Origin of the sequence: Cryobacterium tagatosivorans (assembly GCF_004402215.1) — a bacterium.
GTDB lineage: Bacteria > Actinomycetota > Actinomycetes > Actinomycetales > Microbacteriaceae > Cryobacterium > Cryobacterium tagatosivorans.
Window position 1 is genome coordinate 11037 of sequence record NZ_SOEZ01000071.1, and the last position, 23637, is coordinate 34673.

At 70.6% G+C, this 23637-nt stretch carries 14 protein-coding genes; 11 read left to right on the top strand and 3 right to left on the bottom strand.

From position 1 onward, the window contains the following. The first annotated feature begins 31 nt into the window (after positions 1-31). The 7 genes from E3O23_RS14620 (at position 32) to E3O23_RS14650 (ending at position 15608) form a co-directional block, all read left to right on the top strand. A complete protein-coding gene (locus tag E3O23_RS14620; protein ID WP_134492238.1) occupies positions 32-1453 on the top strand; it encodes a serine/threonine-protein kinase in 1422 nt (473 codons plus the stop codon). Further along, positions 1450-7341, top strand: coding sequence for an Ig-like domain-containing protein (locus tag E3O23_RS14625; protein WP_134492240.1), 5892 nt, complete (start codon positions 1450-1452; stop codon positions 7339-7341). The genes E3O23_RS14620 and E3O23_RS14625 overlap by 4 nt, the downstream gene beginning before the upstream one ends. A 53-nt stretch (positions 7342-7394) precedes the next feature. Continuing rightward, the gene (locus E3O23_RS14630; RefSeq protein ID WP_134492286.1) at positions 7395-8366 is read left to right on the top strand and encodes an AAA family ATPase; all 972 of its coding nucleotides are present in this window, start codon (positions 7395-7397) and stop codon (positions 8364-8366) included. Continuing rightward, positions 8363-9664, top strand: a complete 1302-nt coding sequence (locus tag E3O23_RS14635; RefSeq protein ID WP_134492242.1) for a DUF58 domain-containing protein — start codon at positions 8363-8365, stop codon at positions 9662-9664. Before E3O23_RS14630 ends, E3O23_RS14635 begins: the two co-directional genes overlap by 4 nt. Next, positions 9661-11988, top strand: coding sequence for a transglutaminase-like domain-containing protein (locus tag E3O23_RS14640; protein WP_134492244.1), 2328 nt, complete (start codon positions 9661-9663; stop codon positions 11986-11988). Before E3O23_RS14635 ends, E3O23_RS14640 begins: the two co-directional genes overlap by 4 nt. After that, positions 11985-12617, top strand: a complete 633-nt coding sequence (locus E3O23_RS14645; protein ID WP_241983493.1) for an FHA domain-containing protein — start codon at positions 11985-11987, stop codon at positions 12615-12617. The genes E3O23_RS14640 and E3O23_RS14645 overlap by 4 nt, the downstream gene beginning before the upstream one ends. 120 nt (positions 12618-12737) lie before the next feature. Continuing rightward, positions 12738-15608 (top strand): FtsK/SpoIIIE domain-containing protein, encoded by a 2871-nt coding sequence (locus tag E3O23_RS14650; RefSeq protein ID WP_134492246.1) that lies wholly within the window; start codon positions 12738-12740, stop codon positions 15606-15608. Positions 15609-15631: 23 nt separating this feature from the next. On the opposite strand, the gene ald is transcribed toward E3O23_RS14650, so the two are convergent. Next, positions 15632-16747 carry an alanine dehydrogenase gene (gene ald / locus E3O23_RS14655; RefSeq protein ID WP_134492248.1) on the bottom strand — a complete coding sequence of 372 codons (1116 nt, stop codon included), beginning with the start codon at positions 16745-16747 and terminating at the stop codon, positions 15632-15634. A 237-nt stretch (positions 16748-16984) separates the two neighbouring features. Between ald and E3O23_RS14660 the strand changes: the two genes are divergently transcribed. From E3O23_RS14660 to E3O23_RS14675, 4 genes are read left to right on the top strand one after another with little or no spacing between them, the layout of a single operon-like run. Continuing rightward, complete coding sequence (locus E3O23_RS14660) at positions 16985-18196, top strand: ABC transporter substrate-binding protein (RefSeq protein WP_134492250.1); 1212 nt, start codon at positions 16985-16987, stop codon at positions 18194-18196. Between the two features lie 5 nt (positions 18197-18201). Beyond that, a complete protein-coding gene (locus E3O23_RS14665; protein ID WP_134492252.1) occupies positions 18202-19401 on the top strand; it encodes an ABC transporter ATP-binding protein in 1200 nt (399 codons plus the stop codon). 2 nt (positions 19402-19403) lie between these two features. After that, the gene (locus E3O23_RS14670) at positions 19404-20318 is read left to right on the top strand and encodes an ABC transporter permease (protein WP_134492254.1); all 915 of its coding nucleotides are present in this window, start codon (positions 19404-19406) and stop codon (positions 20316-20318) included. Then, positions 20315-21121, top strand: a complete 807-nt coding sequence (locus E3O23_RS14675; RefSeq protein WP_174776654.1) for an ABC transporter permease — start codon at positions 20315-20317, stop codon at positions 21119-21121. Before E3O23_RS14670 ends, E3O23_RS14675 begins: the two co-directional genes overlap by 4 nt. Before the next feature lie 86 nt (positions 21122-21207). Here E3O23_RS14675 and E3O23_RS14680 read toward each other — a convergent pair whose 3' ends face one another. After that, positions 21208-22215, bottom strand: coding sequence for an asparaginase (locus tag E3O23_RS14680; RefSeq protein WP_134492256.1), 1008 nt, complete (start codon positions 22213-22215; stop codon positions 21208-21210). A gap of 2 nt (positions 22216-22217) precedes the next feature. Further along, a complete protein-coding gene (gene gabT, locus E3O23_RS14685; RefSeq protein ID WP_134492258.1) occupies positions 22218-23591 on the bottom strand; it encodes a 4-aminobutyrate--2-oxoglutarate transaminase in 1374 nt (457 codons plus the stop codon). Positions 23592-23637 lie beyond the last annotated feature (46 nt).

Genomic DNA, 23637 nt, shown 5'->3' on the forward strand with positions numbered 1-23637 from the left:
CGGGGTGACGAACAGGCGGGGAGGCGAAAAAATGGCACGACGACTGCCCTCCGCGCCGCCCAATCTGCCGGGCTTTTCCTACGTCCGGGTGCTCGGATCCGGCGGATTCGCCGACGTCTTCCTCTACGAACAGAACATGCCCAGGCGCCAGGTGGCGGTGAAGGTGCTGCTCTCGGCGATCGTCAACGACCAGGTCCGCCAGCTGTTCCAGGCCGAGGCGAACGTCATGGCCCAACTCAGCTCCCACCCGTCGATCCTCACCGTCTTCCAGGCCGGCCTGTCCGCCGACGGCCGGCCGTACCTGGTGATGGAGTACTGCTCTGGGGGACTCAGCCAGCGTTACCGGGACGAGCCGCTCTCTGTGCCGGACGCGCTGCGCATCGGGATCAAGATCGCCAGCGCCGTCGAGACCGCCCACCGTTTCGGGATCCTGCACCGCGACATCAAGCCGTCGAACATCCTGGTCACCGCGTACGGCCACCCCGTCCTGTCCGACTTCGGCATCGCGGCGACCCTGGGTGAAGCGGAGTCGCAGGACGCCGTGGGGCTCTCCATCCCGTGGTCGGCTCCAGAGGTCCTGCTCGACGAGATTTCCGGATCCGTGTCCTCCGAGGTCTGGTCGCTCGGTGCGACCGTCTATTCGCTCCTGGCCGGGCGCTCCCCGTTCGAGCAGCCGGGTGCCGACAACAGCTCCGCGGCGCTGATGTCCCGCATCGCGAAGGGGAAGGTCCCTGCCATCAGTCGTGCCGACGTGCCGGCCCGGCTCGAAATCGTCCTCGGCCGGGCGATGTCGCGGCGACCAGGCTCCCGGCAGCGCACCGTGCTGGAGTTCATTCGGGAGCTGCAGTCGGTGGAGGCCGACCTCGGGCTGGCGCAGACGCCGCTCGAGGTGGCCATGGACGACTGGGCCGAGGCGACCCTCGCCGACCCGGATGACCGCACGCGCGTCAGCGGCGTCAACTCCATCGACCCGCACTCGGCCCGTCGCCGCCGCAAGCCGCAGGCCGCCGCCGGTCCGAGGAGCGAAGCGCAGCTTCTGCACAGCCGCAGCACTCCCGGCGTCTCCCAGACCCGGATCCACCCGCAGGGTGGGCGCCGCCGCCTGATGGGGGCGCTGATCGCCGCGTCCCTGCTCGTGGTGGGGCTCTCCGCGGCGGCGGCCACGCTGCTCGTGCAGCAGGACGTGGCCGACATCCCCGCCGTCAGCGAGGTCACCGGCCGATTGGACTCGGGCACGGTGGTCTTCACCTGGTCCGACCCCGGCCTGCGTCCCGGCGACAGCTACGTCGTGGCCTTGCGCACGGGCGAGGAGAGCAGGCAGAAGGGCACCGAGTTCAGCGTTGACGCGACCGGGCGGGCCAACGTCTGCGTGACCGTCACGGTGAACCGCGAGGGCAAGCCGGGCGAGCCCAGCGGTGAAAAGTGCGTGGAAACCGCCGAAGGCGCACCGTGAGGGGGTGGCTCGCCACCCACCGTTCCCTGGTCGCCACGGCAACGAGCGGGACGGTCGTCGCGGCGCTGATCGCCGGGATCGCCGTGGTTTCGGGCGGCTACACCGCCCAGCGGCTGGACCTGGGCGACGCGGCCGTCTGGGTGACCAATGAGTCCCGCCAGGTCGTCGGGCGGGCCAACACCGCGGTGCGGGAACTGAACACGGTGGTCGAGTCGGGCAGTTCCAGCCTGGACGTGCGCCAGCAGGGCGCGACCGTGCTCGTGATCGACCGCGGCAACAGCTCCATGGACATCCTTGATCCGGCGACGGCCACCGTCGCCGACAGCGTTCCCCTCCCGCCGGTGGAACCGGCGGTCTACCTGGCCGGGGACCGCGCCGTCATCACGTCCGACGGCAACATGTGGAACCTCGAGGCAGCCGCGCTCGCCGATTTCGACAGCCTCGCGGAACCCACCCTCGCCCTCGGCGCCGGTTCGGTCACCAGCATGGACGCCGACGGCGTGTTCTTCGCGTTCACGCCGGCGACCGGCGACCTGTCCCGGGTCGATGCGACCCAGGGCGACGCGGTTGTCTCCACGGTCTCGCTGAAGGCCGGAGCGGGGGACGACGGCTACCAGCTGACCAGCGTCGGCGGGCGCTGGGCCCTCCTCAACGAGACGACGAGGCAGCTCTACCTGCCCGGGCAGAAGGTCGACCTCTCCGCGGAGATCGCCCTCGCGGACGGTCCACTGCTGCAGCAGGCGGCGGTCGCGGGAGACCGCGTGCTGATCGCGCACCGTGGAGGGCTCATCGGGGTCCCGGTCTCCGGCGGCGAGCCGTCCATCCTGGTCGCCCGGCGCACCGGGGACGCCGCGGCGCCGGCTTCGGCCGGAAAGTGCTCCTACGCGGCCTGGGCTGACGGCACGCTCTGGCGCTCCTGCGCCGGCGAGGCCCGGAAAGGCACAACCGCGACACTCGCCGGGGTCGCCGGCGACGCCAGGCTGGGGTTCCGCCTGAACGGCTCCGCCGTGCTGCTCAACGACGCCCGCAACGGTGCTGCCTGGGCCGTCCAGGACGGCAACGAACTCATCGACAACTGGGACGAACTGATCGAAACGGTTCGCGACCAGCAGCGGGTCGACGACACCAGGGACGACAGCGCGCCCGAATTCGAGAAGACGCAGGTCCCGCCGGTGGCGATCGACGACGCCTTCGGCGCGCGGCCGGGCCGGGCCGTCACGCTGCCGGTGCTGCTCAACGACTACGACCCCAACGGCGACGTGCTCGTGATCGCCTCGCTCAGCCGGATCCCGCACGAAACGGGACGACTCGAACTGATCGGCAACAACCAACAGGTGCAGCTGACCTTGCCGCCCACGGCATCCGGTCGCCTGAGCTTCGGCTACACGGTCAATGACGGCCGAGGGGGCACCGCGTCGGCGACGGTCACGGTCGTGGTTAGGGCCGACGACGAGAACTCGCCCCCCGCGCAGGCCAGGCCGACCCGGACCACGGTGCAGCTGGGCGGCCGGGTCACCAGCCAGGTCCTCGGCGACTGGGTCGATCCGGACGGCGATCCGTTCTACCTCACCTCGGCGACGGCTCCCCTTCCCGACCAGGCGAGCTTCACCCCGGAGGGTTCCGTCGTCTACACGGATGCCGGCGGGGGAGGCGAGGTCAAGCAGGTCGGCCTCGTCGTGTCGGACGGCCGGATGGAGGGCGCCGGAACGCTGGCCGTCACGGTTCGCCCCGCCGGAGCCGTGCCTATCGTCACCGAGCCGTTCGTCGTGCTGGCCGCCGCGGGACGAGAGGTCACCGTGTCACCGCTGCTGCACGTGCGTGGTGGCTCCGGCCCGCTTCGCCTGAGCAGCGTCCCGGCCAAACCCGACGCGACAGTGACACCGTCCTTCGACGGCGGAACATTCCGCTTCACCAGCAACGTCGTCGGCACCCACGAGGTCGAGTACGCGGTGACCGACGGCCGGACCACGGCGACCGGACGCGTGCGGATCGACGTCATCCCAGCGCCGGAGTCGAACACGAAACCCGTCACGGTGCCGCACACGGCGTTCATCCGCGGCCGCCACTCGACCGTCGTCGATGTGCTCGCCACCGACTTCGACCCCGCCGGCGGGGTGCTGCTCGTCACCGGGACGATGGCTGTGCCGCCGGCCAGCGGCATCCGGGTCGAGGTCCTCGACCAGCGCCTGCTGCGGCTCACGCTCACGAAGCCCCTCGAAGCCGGGCAGGTGACATTCGGCTACCGGGTCAGCAACGGCCTGGCCGAAGCCGAGGGAACGGTGACCGTCGTCGAAATCGCGGAGCCGTCCCGCAAGCAGGCCCCCATCGCCACGGCGGACACCATCTCGGTGCGGGTCGGCGACGCCATCGACATCCCGGTCCTGGCCAACGACGAGCACCCGGACGGCGAGACCCTCACGCTGGATCCCGCGCTCGACGCTGCGCTGCCGCGCGGCGCCGGCGTGCTGTTCGCCTCCGGCAGCGTGCTGCGCTACCTGGCGCCGCGAACGGCCGGCAATTTCACCGCCGTCTACCGGGTCAACGCGCCGGACGGCCAGTTCGCCAGCGCCGAGGTGAGCATCTCCGTGCGCGAAGCCGACGAGGAGTCCAACAACCCGCCCGTGCCGAAGACCGTGATCGCGCGGGTCCTGGCCGGGAACACGGTGCGGATCCCGATTCCGCTTTCCGGCATCGACCCGGACGGCGACTCGGTCCAGCTGCTCGGCCAGGAAACCAACCCGGAGAAGGGCTCGGTCACCACCGGCGGCTCCGATTCGATTGAATACACCTCCGGGGAATACTCCGCCGGAACGGACACCTTCACCTACTCAGTCGTCGACGCCCTGGGGGCACGGGCGAGCGGAACGATCAGGGTGGGCATCAGCCCGCGCCTGGACGGTGCCCGCAACCCCGTCGCGGCCCCCGACGAAGTCACTGTCCGCCCGGGCAGCACCGTTTCGGTCCGGGTCCTCGGCAACGACTCCGACCCCGACGGCGGAGCACTGACGATCACCGACGTCACCCCGAGCGGCGACCTCGGCGAGGCGGCGGTCGACGGCGACGTGGTCGCGGTGACCGCGCCGAAGACCGAGGGCCGCTTCGGCTTCATTTACGAGATCAGCAATGATCGGGGCGGCACCAGCTCCAATTTCCTCACCGTCGTGGTGCGAGCGGATGCGCCGCTGTCGAGGCCGGACGCCAGCGACACCCGGCTCACGCTGTCCGACGTGCTTGACCGGAAGACGATCGACGTCGATGTGCTCGCGAACGTGTTCTTCGCCGACGCCCCGGCCCGCAAGCTCGACGTGTCCGTCCTGCCCGGGTTCGGCGACCACGCACGGGTGACCGGTGCCAAGCGCATCCGGGTGAGCATCGGCAACGACAGCCAGATCATCCCGTTCTCGGTCAGCCACCCCGACGACCCGTCAATCGTCGCCCACGCGTTCATCTGGGTGCCCGGCTATGACGACGCCCTCCCGCAGCTGCGCAGGGGAGCGCCGGCGCTCACCATCCCGAGCGAGTCGACGCTCACCATCGACATCAACGACTACGTCGTCGCGGTCGGCGGGAAGCGCGTGAAGGTCACCGACCGCAGCACGGTGCAGGCCACCCACTCCGACGGGGCGAGCCTCGTCTCGGGCGATCGCCGGCTGGTCTTCACCAGCGCCGACAAGTACTACGGTCCCGCGTCCATCTCGTTCGAGGTGACCGACGGTTCCGACGCGACCGACCGCGGCGGCCGCACGGCCACCATTGTCCTGCCGATCACCGTGACGCCGCGGACCAACCAGCCGCCGGCCTTCGATGGCGCCGTCCTCGACATCGAGCCGGACGAGACCAGGGTCATCGACCTCGGCAAGCTCACCGCCTACCCCTACCCCGACGACCGGGCGGAGCTCGCCTACACGGTCCTCGAACCCAAACCCACCGGATTCAGCTACTCCGTCGACGGCCGGATGCTCACCGTGCGCGCCGCGCTGAAGACACCCAAGGGCGCCCGGAGCGCGCTCACCATCGGGGTCCGGGACGACCTCAGCACCGGCAAGGCCGGCCGAATCGATGTGCGCGTCGTCGGATCGACCCGGCCGATCGCCGTTCCGGCGAGGGATGCGGCGATCGCCCCGCGGGGCCGGACCACCGTCGTCGATGTGCTGGCGAACGACGGCGCCACCAACCCGTTCCCGGCGACCCCGCTGACCGTGGTCGGGGTGCGCGGACTCGACCGGGCCTCGCTTCCGGCCGGTGTGGCGATCAGCCGGAGCGCCGACAGCAGCCGCCTCTCCGTGACGGTCTCCGACACGGCCGCTCCCGTCGACACGAACCTCGAATACCAGGTGGCCGACGCCACCGGCGACCCTGACCGGTATGCCTGGGGCACGGTCCGGATTTCCGTGCAGGACAAGCCGGACCCGGTCACGAACCTGCGGGTGACCGGATTCGGCGACCGCAGGCTGTCCGTCTCCTTCAACGCCGGGGCCGCCAACAACTCGCCGATCTCCGGGTACGAGGTCACTCTGGTCGACGTCGACTCCGGCGCGTCGACCGGCACCGTGCTGTGCGCCTCGACCGCCTGCGAAATCCCGACGCCGGGCAACGGCCAGGGGCACTCCGTGCGGGTCTCCGTCGCCGCCCGGAACGCGATCGGGCTGTCCGTGCCCACCGTTCTGGCCGATCCGGTCTGGTCCGACGTGGTGCCGCCGGCCCCGGCCGGGCTCGCCGCCGCGCCGCTGGAGGGCGGGCTGCGCCTCAGCTGGGACGCGGTCGGCGCATCCGGCGGAGGAACGCCCGTCCGCGGCTATGTCGTCACCGTCGGCGGAACACCCCAGGGCGAAGTGAGCGCCACGGGACCGCAGTGTGACGCGTCCTCCTGCAGCATCGACGTCGCGGGCCTGGGCAACGGCGCGGACGTCGCCTACACGGTCAGCGCGCGCAACGATGCCTACCCGGCCCTGTCGACCTGGTCCACCTCGGCAGGCACGGGACGCCCCTTCGGCCCGGCCAGGGCAGGCGGGATCTCGGCCACCGGTTCCGACTCCGACGGAACCGTCATGGTGTCCTGGGACGCCTTCGACGGCCGGGGCGACCCCATCGACGGGTACATCGTCCAGCGGCTCAGCAGCGACATCGTCCCGACGGGCGCGCAGGCGTGCTCGGTGAGCTCCCCGGCGCCCGGTCGCCTCGACCCGCCGCAGGCCGGCGGGTCGGTCGAGGAGCAGGTCGCCGTGTCGGCTGGAACCCGCTCGGTGGCCTTCGAGAACCTGCTGGCGGCCAACGCCACCTACGACTTCATCGTCTGGGGCTACAACCGCGCGGGCTGCGCGCACACCCCGGTGGCCACCGTGCGGGTGCGCGAGGCACCGGGAACGATCACCGATGTGCGAGGGGCGATGGAGTCGCGCGACGACGCCTGGGACTTCCACGTCACCCGGGTCAGTCCCTCGGCGGGCATCGACCACTACAACATCCGCTCCGGCGACGGGACGGGGCCGACGGTGCGATTCGACGGACAGGGCTGGCCGCGCGAGCTCCTGGACCGTCCCTTCGGCGAGATCGTCGGCTTCCAGCTCCAGGCCTGCGCCCCGTGGGGGTCGTGCGGTGACTGGTCGGCCACGTCGACGGCGCCGGAGGAGTCGGTCAGTTTCGCGGTGACCGGGCTGGCCTACGACGAGGCCCGGGGGGTCTTCAGCTGGACCAACGGCCCCGACAACGGGCCCCTGTTGCCGGCCCGCTTCCGCTGTTCCGTGCCCGCTGACGGCCCCGCGTCGGTGTCGGATGCCGACTCACCGAACTCCTGCGTCCTGCCGGCCCCGGCCCCAGCAGGTACAGTACGGCTGACGGTCACGGTCAGAATCGGCGGCACCGATCACAGCTACGACTACGACAGATGAACACCAATTCGACGAGCACCAACGCGATGCGCACCAGCGAAAGAGAACACGCAATGACGATGACCCCGGAGCAGGCCACCCAGTTCGCCGAGGCCTTCGACCGGCTGGTGCGCGGGGTCGAGCAGGTGCTGCTCGGCAAGGCCCACGTCATCCGGCTGTCGTTCACGGCGCTGCTCAGCGAAGGTCACCTGCTGCTCGAGGACGTTCCCGGCACTGGCAAGACCTCCCTCGCCCGCGCGATCGCGCAGAGCGTGCGCGGCACGAGCAACCGGGTGCAGTTCACGCCCGACCTGCTGCCGAGCGACATCACCGGCGTGAGCATTTACGACCAGCGGAGCGGCTCCTTCGACTTCCACCGCGGACCGGTCTTCGCGAACATCGTGCTCGCCGACGAAATCAACCGGGCCAGCCCCAAGACCCAGTCGGCTCTCCTCGAGGTGATGGAGGAGGGACAGGTCACCACGGACGGGGTCACTCACCCGGTCGCCGCCCCGTTCATGGTCATCGCCACCCAGAACCCGATCGAGCAGGCGGGCACCTACCGACTCCCGGAGGCCCAGCTGGACCGGTTCATCATGAAGTCATCGATCGGCTACCCCGACCACGCGTCCACGATCAGGATCCTCGAAGGGTCCGACCGGCGCGCCCACGACGTGGTGGTCCCGCCTGTGCTGTCGGCCGCCACCGTCGTCGAGCTCGCCGCGCTGGCGCGCACGGTGCACGTGGACCCGACCATCAACGACTACGTCTCCCGGCTCGTCGACGCGACCCGCAACGCGACCGAGGTGCGCCTCGGCGCGAGCGTTCGCGGCGCGCTCGCCCTCATCCGCACGGCCAAGACGCTGGCCGCGTCCAACGGCAGGCATTACGTGATCCCGGATGACGTGAAGGCCCTCGCCGAACCGGTGCTCGCGCACCGTCTCCTGCTCGACCCCGAGGCCGAATTCGACGGGGTCACCCCGTCGAGTGTGATCGCGCAGATCCTGATCGAGACCCCGCCGCCCGGCGACAGGCAGCTCGTGTGAGCCAGGCCGTCACTGTTCCCCGGGACGGCCGTCTGGCCGACTCGATTGCGTGGACGGTCGACGCCGCACGCAGCTCGGGGGCACGCCTCCGCACGGCAGCGCGCGCTCTGGGCGCGGTGGTCACACCCCTCGGCTGGTCCATCCTCGCGGTCGTCGTGCTCTCCTTCGTCGCCGGCTACTCGCTCGGCTGGACCGAACTGGTCGCCGTCGGCTGGGCCGGACTCGTGCTGGTCGGGGCCGCCTCCGGGTACCTGATCGGTCGCACCGCCTACGTCATCTCGCTGGCGATGCCGGTCGACCGCGTCGTCGTCGGCGACCGCGTCCCCGGCCAGGTGGTCGTGCGCAATCCGACCAGGCGTCGCCTGCCGGGAGTCCACGTCGAGGTGCCGGTCGGCTCCGGGCTGGCCGAGTTCGCCATGCCCGGCCTGGCCAGGGAGTCCAACTTCGAGGACGTCTTCCTCGTTCCGACGAGGCGCCGCGGGGTGATCCCGGTCGGCCCCGTCCGCACGGTGCGCGCCGACCCCATCGGCCTGGTGCGCAGGGAGCGGGTCTGGGCCGAACGAATCGAGCTGTTCGTGCACCCCCTGACCATTCCGATCCCGAGCATGAGTACGGGATTCATCCGCGACCTCGAGGGCAACCCGACCAGGGACCTCACCAGCAGTGACGTGTCGTTCCACGCGCTGCGTGAGTATGTCCGCGGCGACGAGCGCCGCAACATCCACTGGAAAAGCACCGCCAGGACCGGCACCTACATGGTGCGCCAGTTCGAGGAGACACGCCGGAGCCACCTCATGGTCGCGCTCAGCGTGGCCGAAGCGGACTACGCGTCCGACGACGAGTTCGAGATGGCCGTCAGCGTGGCGGGATCGTTGGGCGTGCGGGCGATCCGCGACGGACGAACGGTGTCGGTCGTCGCCAGTGAGACCACCGGGGCATCGGGCAGGCGCCGGCGGTCGGCCCTCCGCACGCTGAGCACGCTCACCCGGACTCGGCTGCTGGACGACCTGAGCCGGGTGGAGACGTCGGCGAGGGCACTTCCCCTGGCCGGCCTGGCCCGGGCCGCGGCCGAGAGCATGGCCGGGATCTCGGTTGCCTTCCTGGTCTGCGGGTCACGGGCGACCCTGGCCGAGCTGCGGGCGGCGTCGACCCGGTTCCCCGCGGGAGTCGAGGTCGTCGCCGTGGTCTGTGACCCCGAGGCGGTGCCCAGCCTCCGGCGCGTGGCCGAACTCAGCGTGCTCACCATCGGCTTCCTCGACGACCTGCAGAAAAGCCTCTCCCGAACGGCCGGCGCATGAGCGCCGAGCGGCCTCGTCCGGGCTGGGGATTCATCGCGGGCAACACCCTGGCGCTGATGGCGGCCACGGCCACCGCGTCCCTGGCCCTGTGGCCGGTGTACCAGAGCGGCGAATTCATCGTGCTCGTGGCCGCGACCTTCGCCCTGGGCGCCGCCATCGCCATCGCCGGCGCCCGCCTCCGCTGGCCCGCCTGGCTGGTCGCGCTGGTGACCGTGGCCGCCTACCTGCTCGCCGGTGTGCCCCTGGCCATCCCCGGGCGGGCGATCGAACGCGTCCTGCCGTCGGTGGACGGCCTGCTCGAGCTCCTCACCGCCACCGCCCTCAGCTGGAAGCAACTGGTCACCATCGTCCTTCCGGTCGGGGCATACCAGTCCCTTCTCGTGCCTGCGTTCATCCTGGTGCTCCTGACGAGCGTGATCGGGCTCTCCGCCGCGCTGCGGTCGCGGATCGGCGAGTTCGCCCTGCTCGCGCCGATCGCGCTGTTCGTCGCCGGCATCGGGCTGGGCCCGACCGCGGAAACCACGGCGATCGGGCGCGGCCTCGGCCTCTTCGTCGTGCTGCTCTTCTGGCTGCTCTGGTTCCACTGGCAGCGACGACGCGCCGCGGTGCGGCTCGTCGCGCAGCAGTCTCGCCGCACCCTCGAGTCCTCCGCCGACCGGGCACTCGCCGCCGCACGGGGGCTCGCGAGCGCCGCGGTGATCATGGCGCTGGCCATCGCCGTCGGCACGGCCGCCGCGATCGCGGTCCCGGTCTCGGAACCCCGAGACGTGCTGCGGGCCCGGGTCCAGCAACCATTCGACCCCCGCGACTATCCCAGCCCGCTGAGCGGATTCCGCGGCTACCTCCAGCCGGAGCAGAGCGACACCGCGCTGCTGACCGTGGCCGGACTGCCCAAGGACGGCAGGCTCCGGATCGCCACGCTCGACAGCTACGACGGCATCGTCTACTCGGTCGGAAGCGACACCGTCAGCAGCGCCTCCGGGTCGTTCACCCGCCTGCCCTACCGGCTCGACCAGGCACAGGTCGACGGCGACCCGCTCACGCTGAGCGTCACCGTCGTCGGCTACCGAGGGGTGTGGGTTCCCGGCGCCGGTGCGCTCGAGCGGATCGAATTCCTCGGCGCGTCGGCGTCGGCGCGCGCCGACTCCTTCTACTACAACGACAACAGCACAACCGCGGCGGTCCTCGGCGGCCTGCAGGAGGGCGACAGCTACCGCAGCCAATCGGTCCTTCCGCGCCCGCCGGCCGAACTCGCGGGAGCCCGGCCGGGCATCGAGGTCCTCTCGCCGATCAGCGTCGTCCCGGACGGGATCGCCCAGGCCCTGGACGGGTACGTGCGAGCCGGCGACCCGCCCGGTGTGCAGCTCCAGTCGATGCTGGCGGGCCTCCGGGCCGACGGCTACATCAGCCACGGAGTGAAGGCGGATGAACCGGCCAGCCGATCCGGACACGGCGCCGACCGGATCACCCAGCTGTTCGGCGACCGGCCGATGCTCGGCGACGAGGAGCAATACGCGGTCGCGGCCGCCCTGATGGCCAGGAAACTGGGTTTCCCGAGCCGCGTGGTCGTCGGTTTCGCGCCGGAGAACGCCGGCGGCGACGAGTCGGTGACCGTCACCGGCTCGGACATCTCGGCCTGGATCGAGGTCCAGACCGCCGCAGACGGCTGGGTGCCCATCGACCCCAACCCACTCGTCAGGGAGGTTCCGCCGAAGCAGCCGGACGAGCCCACCGTCGTGTCCCGGCCGCAGACCGTCGTGCCGCCGCCCGCCCCCGACGCGGCCGAACCGGGAGACCTCACTCCACCCGAGAGCACGGTCGAAGATCCGCCCGCGCCGATGCACCCCCTCCTGGCCTTCCTGCTGGCCGCCGTGACCGTGCTCGGCTGGACCCTGCTGGGCCTGCTCGTTGTGCTCGCCCCGTTCCTGGCGATCGCCCTGGCCAAACTCCGGCGGAGCCGGCTGCGCCGCTCCGCCGCCGCGGCCGCCGACCGGATCAGCGGCGGCTGGCGCGACTTCGCCGACACAGCGATCGACTTCCGCGTGCCGGTGCCTCGTTCGGCCACCCGGACCGAGCTCGCCGTGGCGGTGGGCGGGCAGGGTTCGCTCGTCCTGGCATCCGTGGTCGATCGTGCGCTCTACTCACCGGACGAACCGGCCCACGCCGACGCCGATGCCGTGTGGGATTCCGTGGGTGAACTGCGCGCCTCGTTCCGGGGGAGCAGCAGCCGCCTCGAGCGAGTGAAGGCGCTCATTTCGCTGCGCTCCTTCGGCCGGTACTCTGGAGAGGCGTCCAAACGGACCGCGGAGGGAGCCGGATCGTGAACTGCCGGATCTGCGGGGCGGAACTTCCGGGTGGCGCCATGTTCTGCGGGGAATGCGGCAGCTCCAGCACCGCGACGCCGGCCACGCGCAAGCGACCGGACCCGCGCCCCAGCGACACCACGATCATCCAGCGGCTGCCGCCCACGGTGATCTCGGTGCCGATCGACGTGCCGATCGAACCGATCGACCTGTCGCCGGCCGTGGTCCTGCCTCGGCCCGTGCAGGCGGCACCCCTGACGGCAGTCGTGACGGCGCCCGTGAGCGCGCCCGTGACGGCGCCCGCGGTCCCTGCCTCGACGAGTGCGCCGCTTTTCGACCTGCAATTCAGCACGGGGGAGAGGGCAACCGTGGGCGGCACCGGCCTGATCGGGCGCCGCCCGCTGCCGCAGCCGTCCGAAGTCTTCGATCACCTGATCCAGATTTCCGACACCGGGATGTCCGTGTCCAAGAGCCACCTCGAGTTCGGGCAACAGGACGGCGAGCTCTGGGTGAGCGACCGTTTCTCCGGCAACGGGACGATCATCCGCCGCCCGGGCGAGGCGGCGCTGCGGTGCGAACCCGGCCGCCGGTACCGGGTGCCCCGCGGCACCCGGGTGGAAATCGCCGACCAGTTCTTCGTTCTGCGCTAGCTCGACGCAGCCGCCCGCGCCACGGGTCCACTGCTCCTCCCCACGGTGGCGCGGCGGAGCCCGGTGAACGAATCCCGGCGCCCCGTCCACGGGCCCGGCGGCGGCTGGTTTCCTTGGCGAGTGAATCAGCCCGCCGAACAGTTCACCCTGCCGATTCGGGCCGCGGCTCCGCCCCCTGTGCGATTCCCCCTGGTCGCGAGCGTCGCCCCCCTCGCCGCGGCCGGTGTTATCTGGGCGATCACCGGGTCGGCCTTCAGCCTCGTCTTCGCCGTCCTCGGCCCGGTGATCGCGGTCGCGAGCATGGTCGACGCCCGGCGCACGCGACGCAGCAGGCTCCGGACCGAGGCGCGGGCGTATGCCGAAGCGGCCGCTGCCCTGCGCGCCGACGTGGCCGAACGACACGAGTCGTTGCGGCGGGCGGCCTGGGCCCGGACTCCGGCCGTCCGCACCATCCTGGCCGGAGCGGCCGAGGCCGGGCGCTGGCACCGGACGCACGCCACGACGGTCGTGCTCGGTTCGGGCGACGTGGCCAGCGGATTGCGCGTGGACGGGCCGGGAGACACGGCCGACGATCGGCAGTTGCGGCGGTGGGCGGCCACCCTGGCCGCGGCCCCGCTGGCCGTGGATCCGCGCGGCGGTATCGGCATCATCGGCCGGCTCCCGCTGACCCGGGCGTTCGCACGCGGGCTGCTCATCCAGCTGTGTTTCGCCCTCCCCCCGGACCGGTGCGCCGTGCCGGACGAGCCCGGCGCCGGCTGGGAGTGGACCGCGGCGCTGCCCCACGCCGGTGCCGGACCGCCCGCGCAGGCGATCGTCGTGGCGGAGGCGACGGCGCCTGCCGCGGCTGCATCCGCGCCGGGCCCGCTCCTGATCGCGCTGGCCGAAACCGCCCTCGAACTGCCGCCCGGCTGCGAAACGATCGTGCGCGTGCACGGCCCGGCGAGGGCCGAGATCATCGCGTCGGCCGCGCACGCGCCGGGGGCGGCGTTCCGCCCTGAGCTGGTTTCCACCGAGGACGCGGCGTGCTTCGCGGCCCGGCTTCGCGAGGCGGCCCTGGCCATCGGGCTGGTCGGCCGCCGGCGCCCGATTCCCCGCAGCGTGACGCTGGCCGATCTCGACGGGCTCCGGACCCCGCAGCCGGGGCGCGGCCTCGACGCCGTGATCGGCCTGGGCGAGGACGGTGAGGTTTCGCTCGACCTGGTGGCGAGCGGTCCCCACGCGATCGTCGGCGGCACGACCGGGAGCGGCAAGAGTGAACTCCTCGCGACCTGGGTCGCCGCTCTGGCCTCCCGCTATTCGCCGGACCAGGTCACCTTCCTCCTCGTCGATTTCAAGGGCGGGGCGACGTTCGGGCCCTTGCGGGTTCTGCCGCACTGCGTGGGCCTGATCACCGATCTCGACGCGGCGGAGGCGGAGCGCGCCCTGCGGAGCCTCGCCGCCGAACTCCGGTACCGCGAGGAGGCCCTCCTCTCCGCTGGCGCGCGAGACATCGGCGAGACCGAACCAACGGCGGCGCTGCCGCGACTCGTGATCGTGGTGGACGAATTCGCCACGATGCTCGACGTCTTCCCCGGGCTGCACGCCCGGTTCGTGGACATCGCGGCCCGCGGTCGCTCGCTGGGGGTGCACCTCATTCTCTGCACCCAGCGCCCGTCCGGGGTGGTTCGTGACGCCCTCCTGGCCAACTGCAGTCTCCGCGTCTCGCTCCGCGTCAACAACCGGGCGGACAGCGTCGCCGTGATCGGCACGGATGCCGCAGCCGGGCTCGCCCCGGATCAGCCGGGCCGCTGCCTGGTCGACGCGGGGGCGGGCAGCCGAGCCTGCCAGGTGGCCGTGACCGGGCCGGGCGACCTGAGCGCCATCGCCGACCGGTTCCCGGCCGGTCCGCCCGCCCGCCGTCCGTGGCTGGACCCGCTTCCCGCGCTGGTGACGCTCCCCGCCCTGCGGGAGGGGGCGCTGCGGGAGCGCGACGCGGGCGACCGGGAGGGCTACCTCCTCGGCCTGCTCGACGAGCCGGACCGGCAGCGCTACCGGGTTGCGCGCTACCTCCCGGAACGCGACGGGAACCTGTTCGTGATCGGCGCCGCCGGCTCGGGGAAGAGCGCAGTGCTCGACGCCCTGGCGGCCCAGGAGGCGTCCGGCTCCGCGCGGATCGAGTTCCTCGTGCCCGACGTTGAGACCGCCTGGGACGCCCTGGAACGGGCGCACGGGGAGCTCGTCGCCGGAGCATCCGGCCCGCCCCGGCTGCTGCTGCTCGACGACCTCGATTCCCTCTGGGCCCGGTGGGAGCCGGAGTATCGGATTGCCGCCGCCGAGATGCTCGCCGGCCTGCTGCGCGACGGCCGGGCCGCCGGCCTGCACCTGGTGATCACGGCGCAGCGCGACGCCGTGCTCGGGGGCCTTCCCGGCCTGTGCCAGTTCACTCTGCTGCTTCGCCTGCCCTCCCGCGCCGACCATGCGGCCGCCGGGGGAGACAGCGCGCTGTTCGACCCGTCGCTCCCGCCGGGAGGGGGCAGCTGGCAGGGCCTGCGCATCCAGGCGCCTCACCCCGGGCCGGGCCCCCGTCCCCTCGGGCCCTCGCCGCCGGCCCCGCCGATCCTGGAGGACGGCGGGACCCTGCTCGTGGTCTCCGCCACACCCGCCCGCGCGGCCGGGATGCTGCGGTCCGCCCTCGAGGGTCGGCGGGCCGTCGTCGAACTCGCGGCGCCGGCCCGCGGCCCGCTCGAGCGCATCGACGTTGGTGAGGCCGGGGCGGACGCGGTATTCGTGGGCGACGCCGAGTCGTGGCAGGCGCAGTGGACGCTGCTGGCGGCGCTGCGGGCCCACGCCGCCATCGTCTTCGACGGCTGCAGTCTCGGCGAATTCCGCGCCATCAGCCGGCGCAGGGAGCTTCCGCCCGCGCTGGCGCCGGGCAGGGGCCATGCGTGGCTGCTGCGCCCGGACGGGACCCTCGGCCGGGTGTCGCTCCGCGCGGCTTCCCCGTATCCCTGACGCGGTCGGACGCGCCCCGGCCCTCAGGCCAGGACGTCGGCCAGCTCCCGGTACTCGAGGCCGTGCGCGGTCGCCACGGGGCCGTTCGTCAGGGCGCCGCCGAACGCGTTCAGGCCGAGCGCCAGTGAGGGGTCGGCCCGGAGGGCATCCTGCCAGCCTCGGTTGGCGATGGCGCGGACGTACGGCAGCGTCGCGTTCGTCAGGGCGTAGGTCGAGGTGTTGGGGACGGCGCCGGGCATGTTCGCGACGCAGTAGAACATCGACCCGTGCACCGTGAAGGTGGGATCGGCGTGCGTTGTGGGGTGCGAGTCGGCGAAGCATCCGCCCTGGTCGACCGCGATGTCGACGAGGACGCTCCCCGGCCGCATCCGTGACACGAGTTCGTTGCTGACGAGCTTCGGGGCCCTGGCCCCGGGGATGAGCACGGAACCGATGACCATGTCGGAGTCGACGATGGCCTTGTCGATCTCGAAGCTGTTGGAGGCGATCGTCTTCACCCGCCCGTAGTGCAGGGCGTCGAGCTCGCGAAGCCGGAACAGGTTGGTGTCGAGCACGGTGACCTCGGCGCCCAGGCCCAGGGCGACCTGCATGGCGGCCGTGCCGGCGACGCCACCGCCGAGCACGGTGATCTTCGCCGGGTGCGTCCCGGGCACGCCGGGGACGAGCAGGCCGGGGCCGCCGTTGGGCTTGAGCATGGCGTTCGCGCCGACGATGGGCGCGAGCCGGCCGGCGACCTCGCTCATCGGGGCCAGGAGGGGGAGCGCCCGGGAGGGAAGCTGCACGGTTTCGTAGGCGATCGCCGTGACGCCGCCCTGCAGCAGCGCGCGAGTGAGCTCCGGCTCCGCAGCCAGGTGCAGGTAGGTGAACAGCACCAGTCCGGGGCGGAAGTAGGCGTACTCGCTCGCGACCGGCTCCTTGACCTTGAGGAGCATCTCGGCGGCGGCCCAGGTGGAGTCGGCCGTCGGCATGATCGTCGCCCCGGCGGACGCATAGCTCTCGTCGGTGATCGACGAGCCGAGGCCCGCGCCGGTTTCGACGAGCACCTCGTGCCCGTTCGACACGAGGTCGTGCACGCCGGCCGGGGTGATCGCAACCCGGAATTCGTTGTTCTTGATCTCCTTCGGAATGGCGACCTTCATGGTGCTCCTTAGCTCAGCGGGGGACAGCTCTGTCCCTGCCGCCAGCCTAGCGCCGCCTGACTGCCGTTTTCAGATGAAAATGTCTCGCTAAAGTGCTGATTTCGTGACGAAACAGGAAGAAAATTAACGATTTGGTCACTCCGGGGTGTGCCGGGGTCGCGATTGTGCGATTATCAATCCACTCGCAGTGTCGCGAGGCGTGAGTGTTTGCCCGCCGAATACGCAAGGAGACCGACCATGAAGCCCAGGACGATGCCAGCTGATCCGATGATCCAGGAGCTGATCCGTCAGGCGCAGCGGGCCCAGATCGGTCGTCGCACCGTTCTCGCCGGCGCCGGTGCGGGAGCGGCGGCCCTCGCCCTTGCCGCCTGCTCGACCGGAGGCGGCAGCACCAAGCCGACCCCGGCCAAAGACAAGTCGGCCACCGACAAGAAGGTCAACTGGGCGAACTGGGCCGCGTACATCGACGAGGATGACGCGGGCAATTACCCCACGATCGATGCCTTCACGAAGCAGACCGGGATCAAGGTCAACTACGACGTGGCCGTAGACGACAACAACACCTACTACGGCAAGGTCAAGGACCAGCTCGCCCTCGGCCAGGACATCGGCGCGGACACCGTCTGCCTGACCGACTGGATGGTCGCCCGGTGGATTCGCCTCGGCTACACGCAGAAGCTCGACCACGCCAACATCCCGAACCTGAAGAACCTCACGCCCGGCCTGCTCAACGTGGACTTCGACAAGGGACGCAACCAGTCGCTCCCGTGGCAGGGTGGTTTCGCCGGTATCGCGTGGAACAAGGACAAGCTCCCGGGCGGGCTCAAGTCGGTTGACGACCTCTGGGACCCGTCCCTGAAGGGACGCGTCGGCGTGCTCTCCGAGATGCGCGACACCCTCGGCCTGATCATGCTGCAGAACGGCGTCGACATCTCGGGGGACTGGGGCGACGAGGAGTTCAACGCCGCGAACGACATCTTCGCCAAGCAGGTCGGTGACGGCCAGATCCGCAACATCAAGGGCAACGCGTACCTGGAGGACCTCAAGAGCGAGGACACCCTCGCGGCCATCGTCTGGTCCGGTGACATCACGGTGATCAACGCCGAAGCCGGCGACCACTGGGAGTTCGCCATCCCGACGGCGGGCGGAACCCTCTGGAACGACAACTTCCTCGTGCCGATCGGCTCGCCGCGAAAGGCGAACGCCGAGGCGCTGATCAACTACTACTACGAGCCCGAAGTTGCCGCGGAGGTAGCCGCCTGGGTGAATTACATCACCCCGGTCGTGGGCGCCAAGGAGGCCGCGATGGCGATCGACCCGACGCTGGCCGAGAACCAGCTCATCTTCCCCAACGAAGAAACGCTGTCGAAGGCGCACGTCTTCCGGGGGCTCTCCCCGGCCGAAGAGGCCAAGTACAACGCCGAATTCCAGAAGGTGCTGCTGGGTTGATGAGTATGGCTACAGGCGCATTCGCCGAACGTGGTGCCGACCTCGAGCTGGTCGGGATCTCCAAGCGATTTCCCGGCTTCACCGCGATCGAAAGCCTCGACCTGACCATTCCCGCTGGCTCCTTCTTCGCCCTGCTCGGTCCGTCCGGCTGCGGCAAGACGACCACCCTTCGGCTGGTGGCCGGGCTGGAGGAGCCGACGACGGGCCGCATCCTGATCGGCGGCAAGGACGTCACGAATCTCAAGCCGTACCAGCGTCCGGTGAACACGGTGTTCCAGAGTTACGCGCTGTTCCCGCACATGACGGTGCTCGAGAACGTGGCGTTCGGGCTCCGTCGGCGCAGGCTGGCGGACCCGGTCGGCAAGGCGCACGAGGCTCTCCGGCTGGTCGAACTCGACCATCTCGCCGCCCGCAAGCCGCAGCAGCTCTCCGGCGGCCAGCAGCAGCGAGTCGCGTTGGCCAGGGCCCTGGTCAACCGCCCGGCGCTGCTGCTGCTCGACGAGCCGCTCGGCGCCCTCGACCTGAAGCTCCGCCGCCAGATGCAGCTGGAACTGAAGACCATCCAGGAAGAGGTCGGCCTCACGTTCCTGCACGTGACCCACGACCAGGAGGAGGCCATGACCATGGCCGACACCATCGCGGTGATGAACAAGGGCCGGATTGAGCAGATGGGCGCCCCCGAGCAGCTCTACGAGCTCCCGAAGACGGCGTTCGTCGCCAACTTCCTGGGCCAGTCGAACCTGTTCACGGGCACGGTCGTCGGCACGACGAGCACCGCCATCTCGGTCGACATCGCGGGCCAGAAGATCGTCGTGCCGGTCGGCCGGTCGCACCGCCACTCCGGCGACGTCACGGTCGGCGTCCGCCCGGAGAAGCTGAGCCTGCACCGGGAGGCGCCCGCCAGCGATCCGGCGCGCAATGTGATCGGGCCGGCGCACGTGATCGACGTGTCGTTCAGCGGCGTGAGCACGCAGTACCTGATCGCCCACCCCACCCTCGGCACCATCGTGGTGTTCGCCCAGAACATGGCTTTCGGGCCGGTCGCCCACGTGGGCGAAGAAGTGTGGGTGAGCTGGGACATCGAGCACGGTTTCGGACTCGCCGACGACCCGGCGGACAGCCCCCGGTTCGCCGCGGACACCGACACGAAGAACATCGCGGCCCAGCGGCACGCCGCCCTGATCACGGAGCTCGGGGAGGCCTGAGGATGGCCTTCGCGGCGTTTGCCACCACAGCAGGCCCGGGCGAAGAGGTACAGAGGCGGCGCAGCCCGATCGCGCTGCTCCTGCTGCTGCCGGGCATCCTCTACCTCGCCCTGTTCTTCCTCACCCCGCTCGTCTCGCTCGTCCTGACGTCCCTGCAGGTGCCGTCCGCGACGGGCGAACCCGGCGTGTACGATCCGGCCTTCCAGTGGGAGAACTACGTCACGGTCATCAACGACTACTGGCCGCACATCCTGCGCTCGTTCGGCTACGCGCTGATCGCAACCGTGCTGGCGCTGGCGTTCAGCTACCCGCTCGCCTATTTCATCGGCGTCAAGGCGAGGCCGTGGCCCCTGCTGCAGAGCCTGATGCTCGTCCTGGTCATCGCGCCGTTCTTCATCAGCTTCCTCCTGCGCACGCTGGCCTGGAAGCAGCTCCTCTCCGACGAATCGTTCGTGATCACAGCGCTCAAGGCGCTGTCGGTGATGCCCCCGGATGCGCACTTCACCGGGACCCCCGTGGCGGTCATCTTCGGCCTGACCTATAACTTCATCCCGTTCATGACGCTGCCGCTCTACACGACCCTCGAGCGGCTGGATGTCCGCTTCCTCGAGGCGGGCAGCGACCTCTACGCCAGCCCGCTGCAGGTGTTCCGCAAGGTCACCATCCCGCTCTCGATGCCGGGAATCGTCGCCGGCACGCTGCTCACGTTCATCCCGGCCGCCGGCGACTACGTGAACGCGAGCAGATCGTTCCTCGGCGGGTCGGACACCCAGATGATGGGAAACGTGATCGAGGCGAACTTCCTCGTGCTGGAGAACTACCCGGCCGCGGCCGCGCTGTCGATCATCCTGATGTCGGTCATCCTGGTCATCGTCACGATCTATATCCGGCGCGCAGGAACGGAGGAGCTGCTGTGAAGATCTCGCTCGGCAAGTGGCTGCTTCCCGTCTACGCGGTCCTGGCCCTCACCTTCTTGATGATTCCGATCATCTACACCTTCATCTTCTCCTTCAACGATTCCCTGAAGTCGAACATCACCTGGCGGGGCTTCACCCTCGACAAGTGGCTCAACGTCTGCCAGGTGCAGAACGGGGCGGTCTGCGAGGCGTTCGGCAACAGCCTCATCATCGGTGCGGTCGCCACCGTCGCGGCGACGGTCATGGGCACCATGATCGCCATCGCCATCGTGCGGTACAAGTTCAAGTTCCGCTCGGCGACCAGCCTGCTGCTCTTCCTGCCGATGGCGACGCCCGAGGTCGTGCTCGGCGCGGGACTGGCAGCCCAGTTCCTCTCGGTCGGCGTGCCCAAGGACATGACCACGATCATCCTCGCGCACACGATGTTCTGCATCAGCTTCGTCGTGGTGACCGTCAAGGCGAGGGTCGCCAGCCTGGACCCCGCCCTCGAGGAGGCCGGGCGGGACCTCTACGGTTCGCCGAGCCAGGTGTTCATGCGGATCACCTTCCCGCTGCTCCTGCCGGGGATCCTGGCCGCCGCGCTGCTGTCGTTCGCGCTGAGCTTCGATGACTTCATCATCACGAACTTCAACTCCGGTTCGGTGACGACGTTCCCGAAGTACATCTACATCTCCGCTTCCCGCGGGATCCCGGCGGAAGCGAACGTGATCGCCTCGGCCGTGTTCCTGATCGCGCTCGTGGTGGTCGTCACGACGCAGGTGTCGGCCGCGGCCCGCGCCAAGCGCCTCGCCAAACTCGGCTAGCCGCCCACCGCGAAACCGCAGTTGTGCGCGTCATTCGGGCGTTTTAGCGCGCACAACTGCGGTTTCGCGGGGGGTTTGGGGAGAGGTTAGATGTAGCTGGCCCGGATTTGGCCGACCTGGCGTCCGCCGCCGGACACGGCGAGGTGCAGCTCCGGGGCCAGCGCGTCGACGTCGGAGCGCGCGATGGCCCCGGCATCGGCGAGCAGGCTGAGGGCGACGATGGTCGCCGCTCGCAGGCTGCCGTCCAGGACCTTCAGGGCAACCGTGGTGCCGTCGTCCGCCGAGGCGACCATGATGCCCTCGGCGCCGGTCTTGATGAAGAGGCCCAGGCGGTCGATCACCACGGTGTCCGGCATCCCGGGGCCGGCGATGACCCAGCCGTTCGAGCGGACCGCTTCGGCGAGGAATCCGGCCTCGCGGTAGATGGCGAAGGGCGAACTCGACTTGGACGTGGCGATCCGGGCGATGCCGCGGGCCAGCGCGGTGAGCGAGAGGGCGTGCACCGGGGCGCCGCAGCCGTCGATGCCGGATGCCGCCGGGCGTTCGCCGGTGAACCGCTCGACCACGTCGAGGATCCGCTTCTGCAGCGGATGTGCCGGGTCGAGGTAGCCCTCCAGCGGCCAGTCGTTCTGGGCGCACGCGGCCAGCATCGCCGCATGTTTGCCGGAGCAGTTCATGTAGATCGGGGCCTTGCCGGCGCCGAGCCGCACCAGGGCGTCGCGGGACGGGGTGTCATCCGGCCAGGCTGCCGGGCAGCCGAGCGCCGACTCGGGAACGCCGGCACGGGCGAGGAGCCCGCGGGCGAGGGTGGCGTGTTTCTCCGTGCCGCTGTGGCTGGCGGTGGCGACGGCCGCGTCCTCGCCGCGGAGGGTGACCCCGCTCGCCATCACGGCGATCGCCTGGAACGGCTTCATCGAGGACCGGGGCAAGATTGGGGTCGTCACATCGCCCAGGGCGCGCAGCAGCGTGCCGTCGGCCCGGAGCACGACGGCCGAGCCGGCATGCCTCGACTCGACGAAACCGCTCCGCTCGACGACGGCCAGTTCGACCGCGTTGCCGACGGCGAAGGTCTCCGTGACGCTTGCGGCTGCCACCCTTAAAGCGCCGCGATGGCGTCGTCGATGACCGAGAGGGCATCGGCGAGAAGCGCGTCGGTGACGGCCAGGCTCGGCAGGAAGCGCAGCACGTTTCCGTAGGTTCCCGCGGTCAGCAGCAGCACGCCGTGCTGGGCGGCGTAGGCGGAGATCGCCGACACGGCGGCCGCGTTGGGCTCCTTCGTCGTGTTTCCGGTGCCGGGCTGCACGAGCTCGATGGCGATCATGGCGCCGCGTCCGCGGATCTCGCCGATGATGTCGTACTTCCGCTGAAGGACCTCGAGGCCGGCGGTGAGGGTCGCTTCGATCCGCTTGCCCTCGGCGAGCAGGTTGTTCTTCTCGATGGCGTCGAAGACCGCGATCGCCGCGGCGCAGGCGACCGGGTTGCCGCCGAACGTTCCGCCGAGGCCGCCGGGCTGGGACGAGTCCATGATCTCGGCGCGCCCGGTGACGGCGGCCAGCGGCATGCCGCCGGCGATGCCCTTCGCGGTGAGGACGAGGTCGGGGACCCAGCCGAAGTGCTCGGCCGCGTAGTAGGCGCCGGTGCGGGCCATGCCGCTCTGGATCTCATCGGCGATCATGACGACGCCGTTCGCGGTGCACCACGCCTGGAGGGCCGGCAGGAAGCCGTCCGCGGGGACCATGAAGCCGCCCTCGCCCTGGATGGGCTCGACGACGAGGCAGGCGAGGTCGGTCGCGCCGACGGCCTTCTCGAGGTACGTGATGGTGCGCTTGGCGGCATCCGCACCGCTTAGGCCGTCGTGATACGGGTACGAGCTGGGGGCGTGGTAGACGTCGCTTGCGAGCGGGCCGAACCCGGTCGCGTACGGCATGGCCTTATAGTTCATCGCCATCGTGAGCACGGTGCGGCCGTGGTAGGCGTGGTCGAGCACGGCGACGGCGCGGCGGCCGGTGTGCTTGCGGGCGATCTTCACGCCGTTCTCCACGGCCTCGGCGCCGGAGTTGATCAGCACGCTCTTCTTGGCGAAGGTGCCGGGGGTGTGCTCGGCAAGCAGTTCCGCGACCCGGACGTATTCCTCGTAGGGCGTGATCGTGAAGAGGGTGTGGATGAACTCGCCCGCCTGGCCGACGACGGCGTCGACGACGCTGGACTCGGTGTGGCCGATCGTGGTCACGCCGATGCCGGCCCCGAGGTCGATGAACTGGTTGTCGTCGACGTCGACGATGATGGCGCCGTTGGCCTTCGCGACGTAGACCGGGAGCATCGAACTGACTCCGCCGGACACGCTTGCCAGGCGTCGCTTGTGCAACTCCTGCGATTTCGGACCGGGGATGCTGGTCACGATCCTGCGTTCCTGCGTCACGGTGTAGACGGGGGCGGCGGGGGCGGCGGAAGCGTTGATGGTTTCAGTCATGGTGTCCCCAGTTTACCGACCGGACCGTCGCTCATCGCAGCGTTTT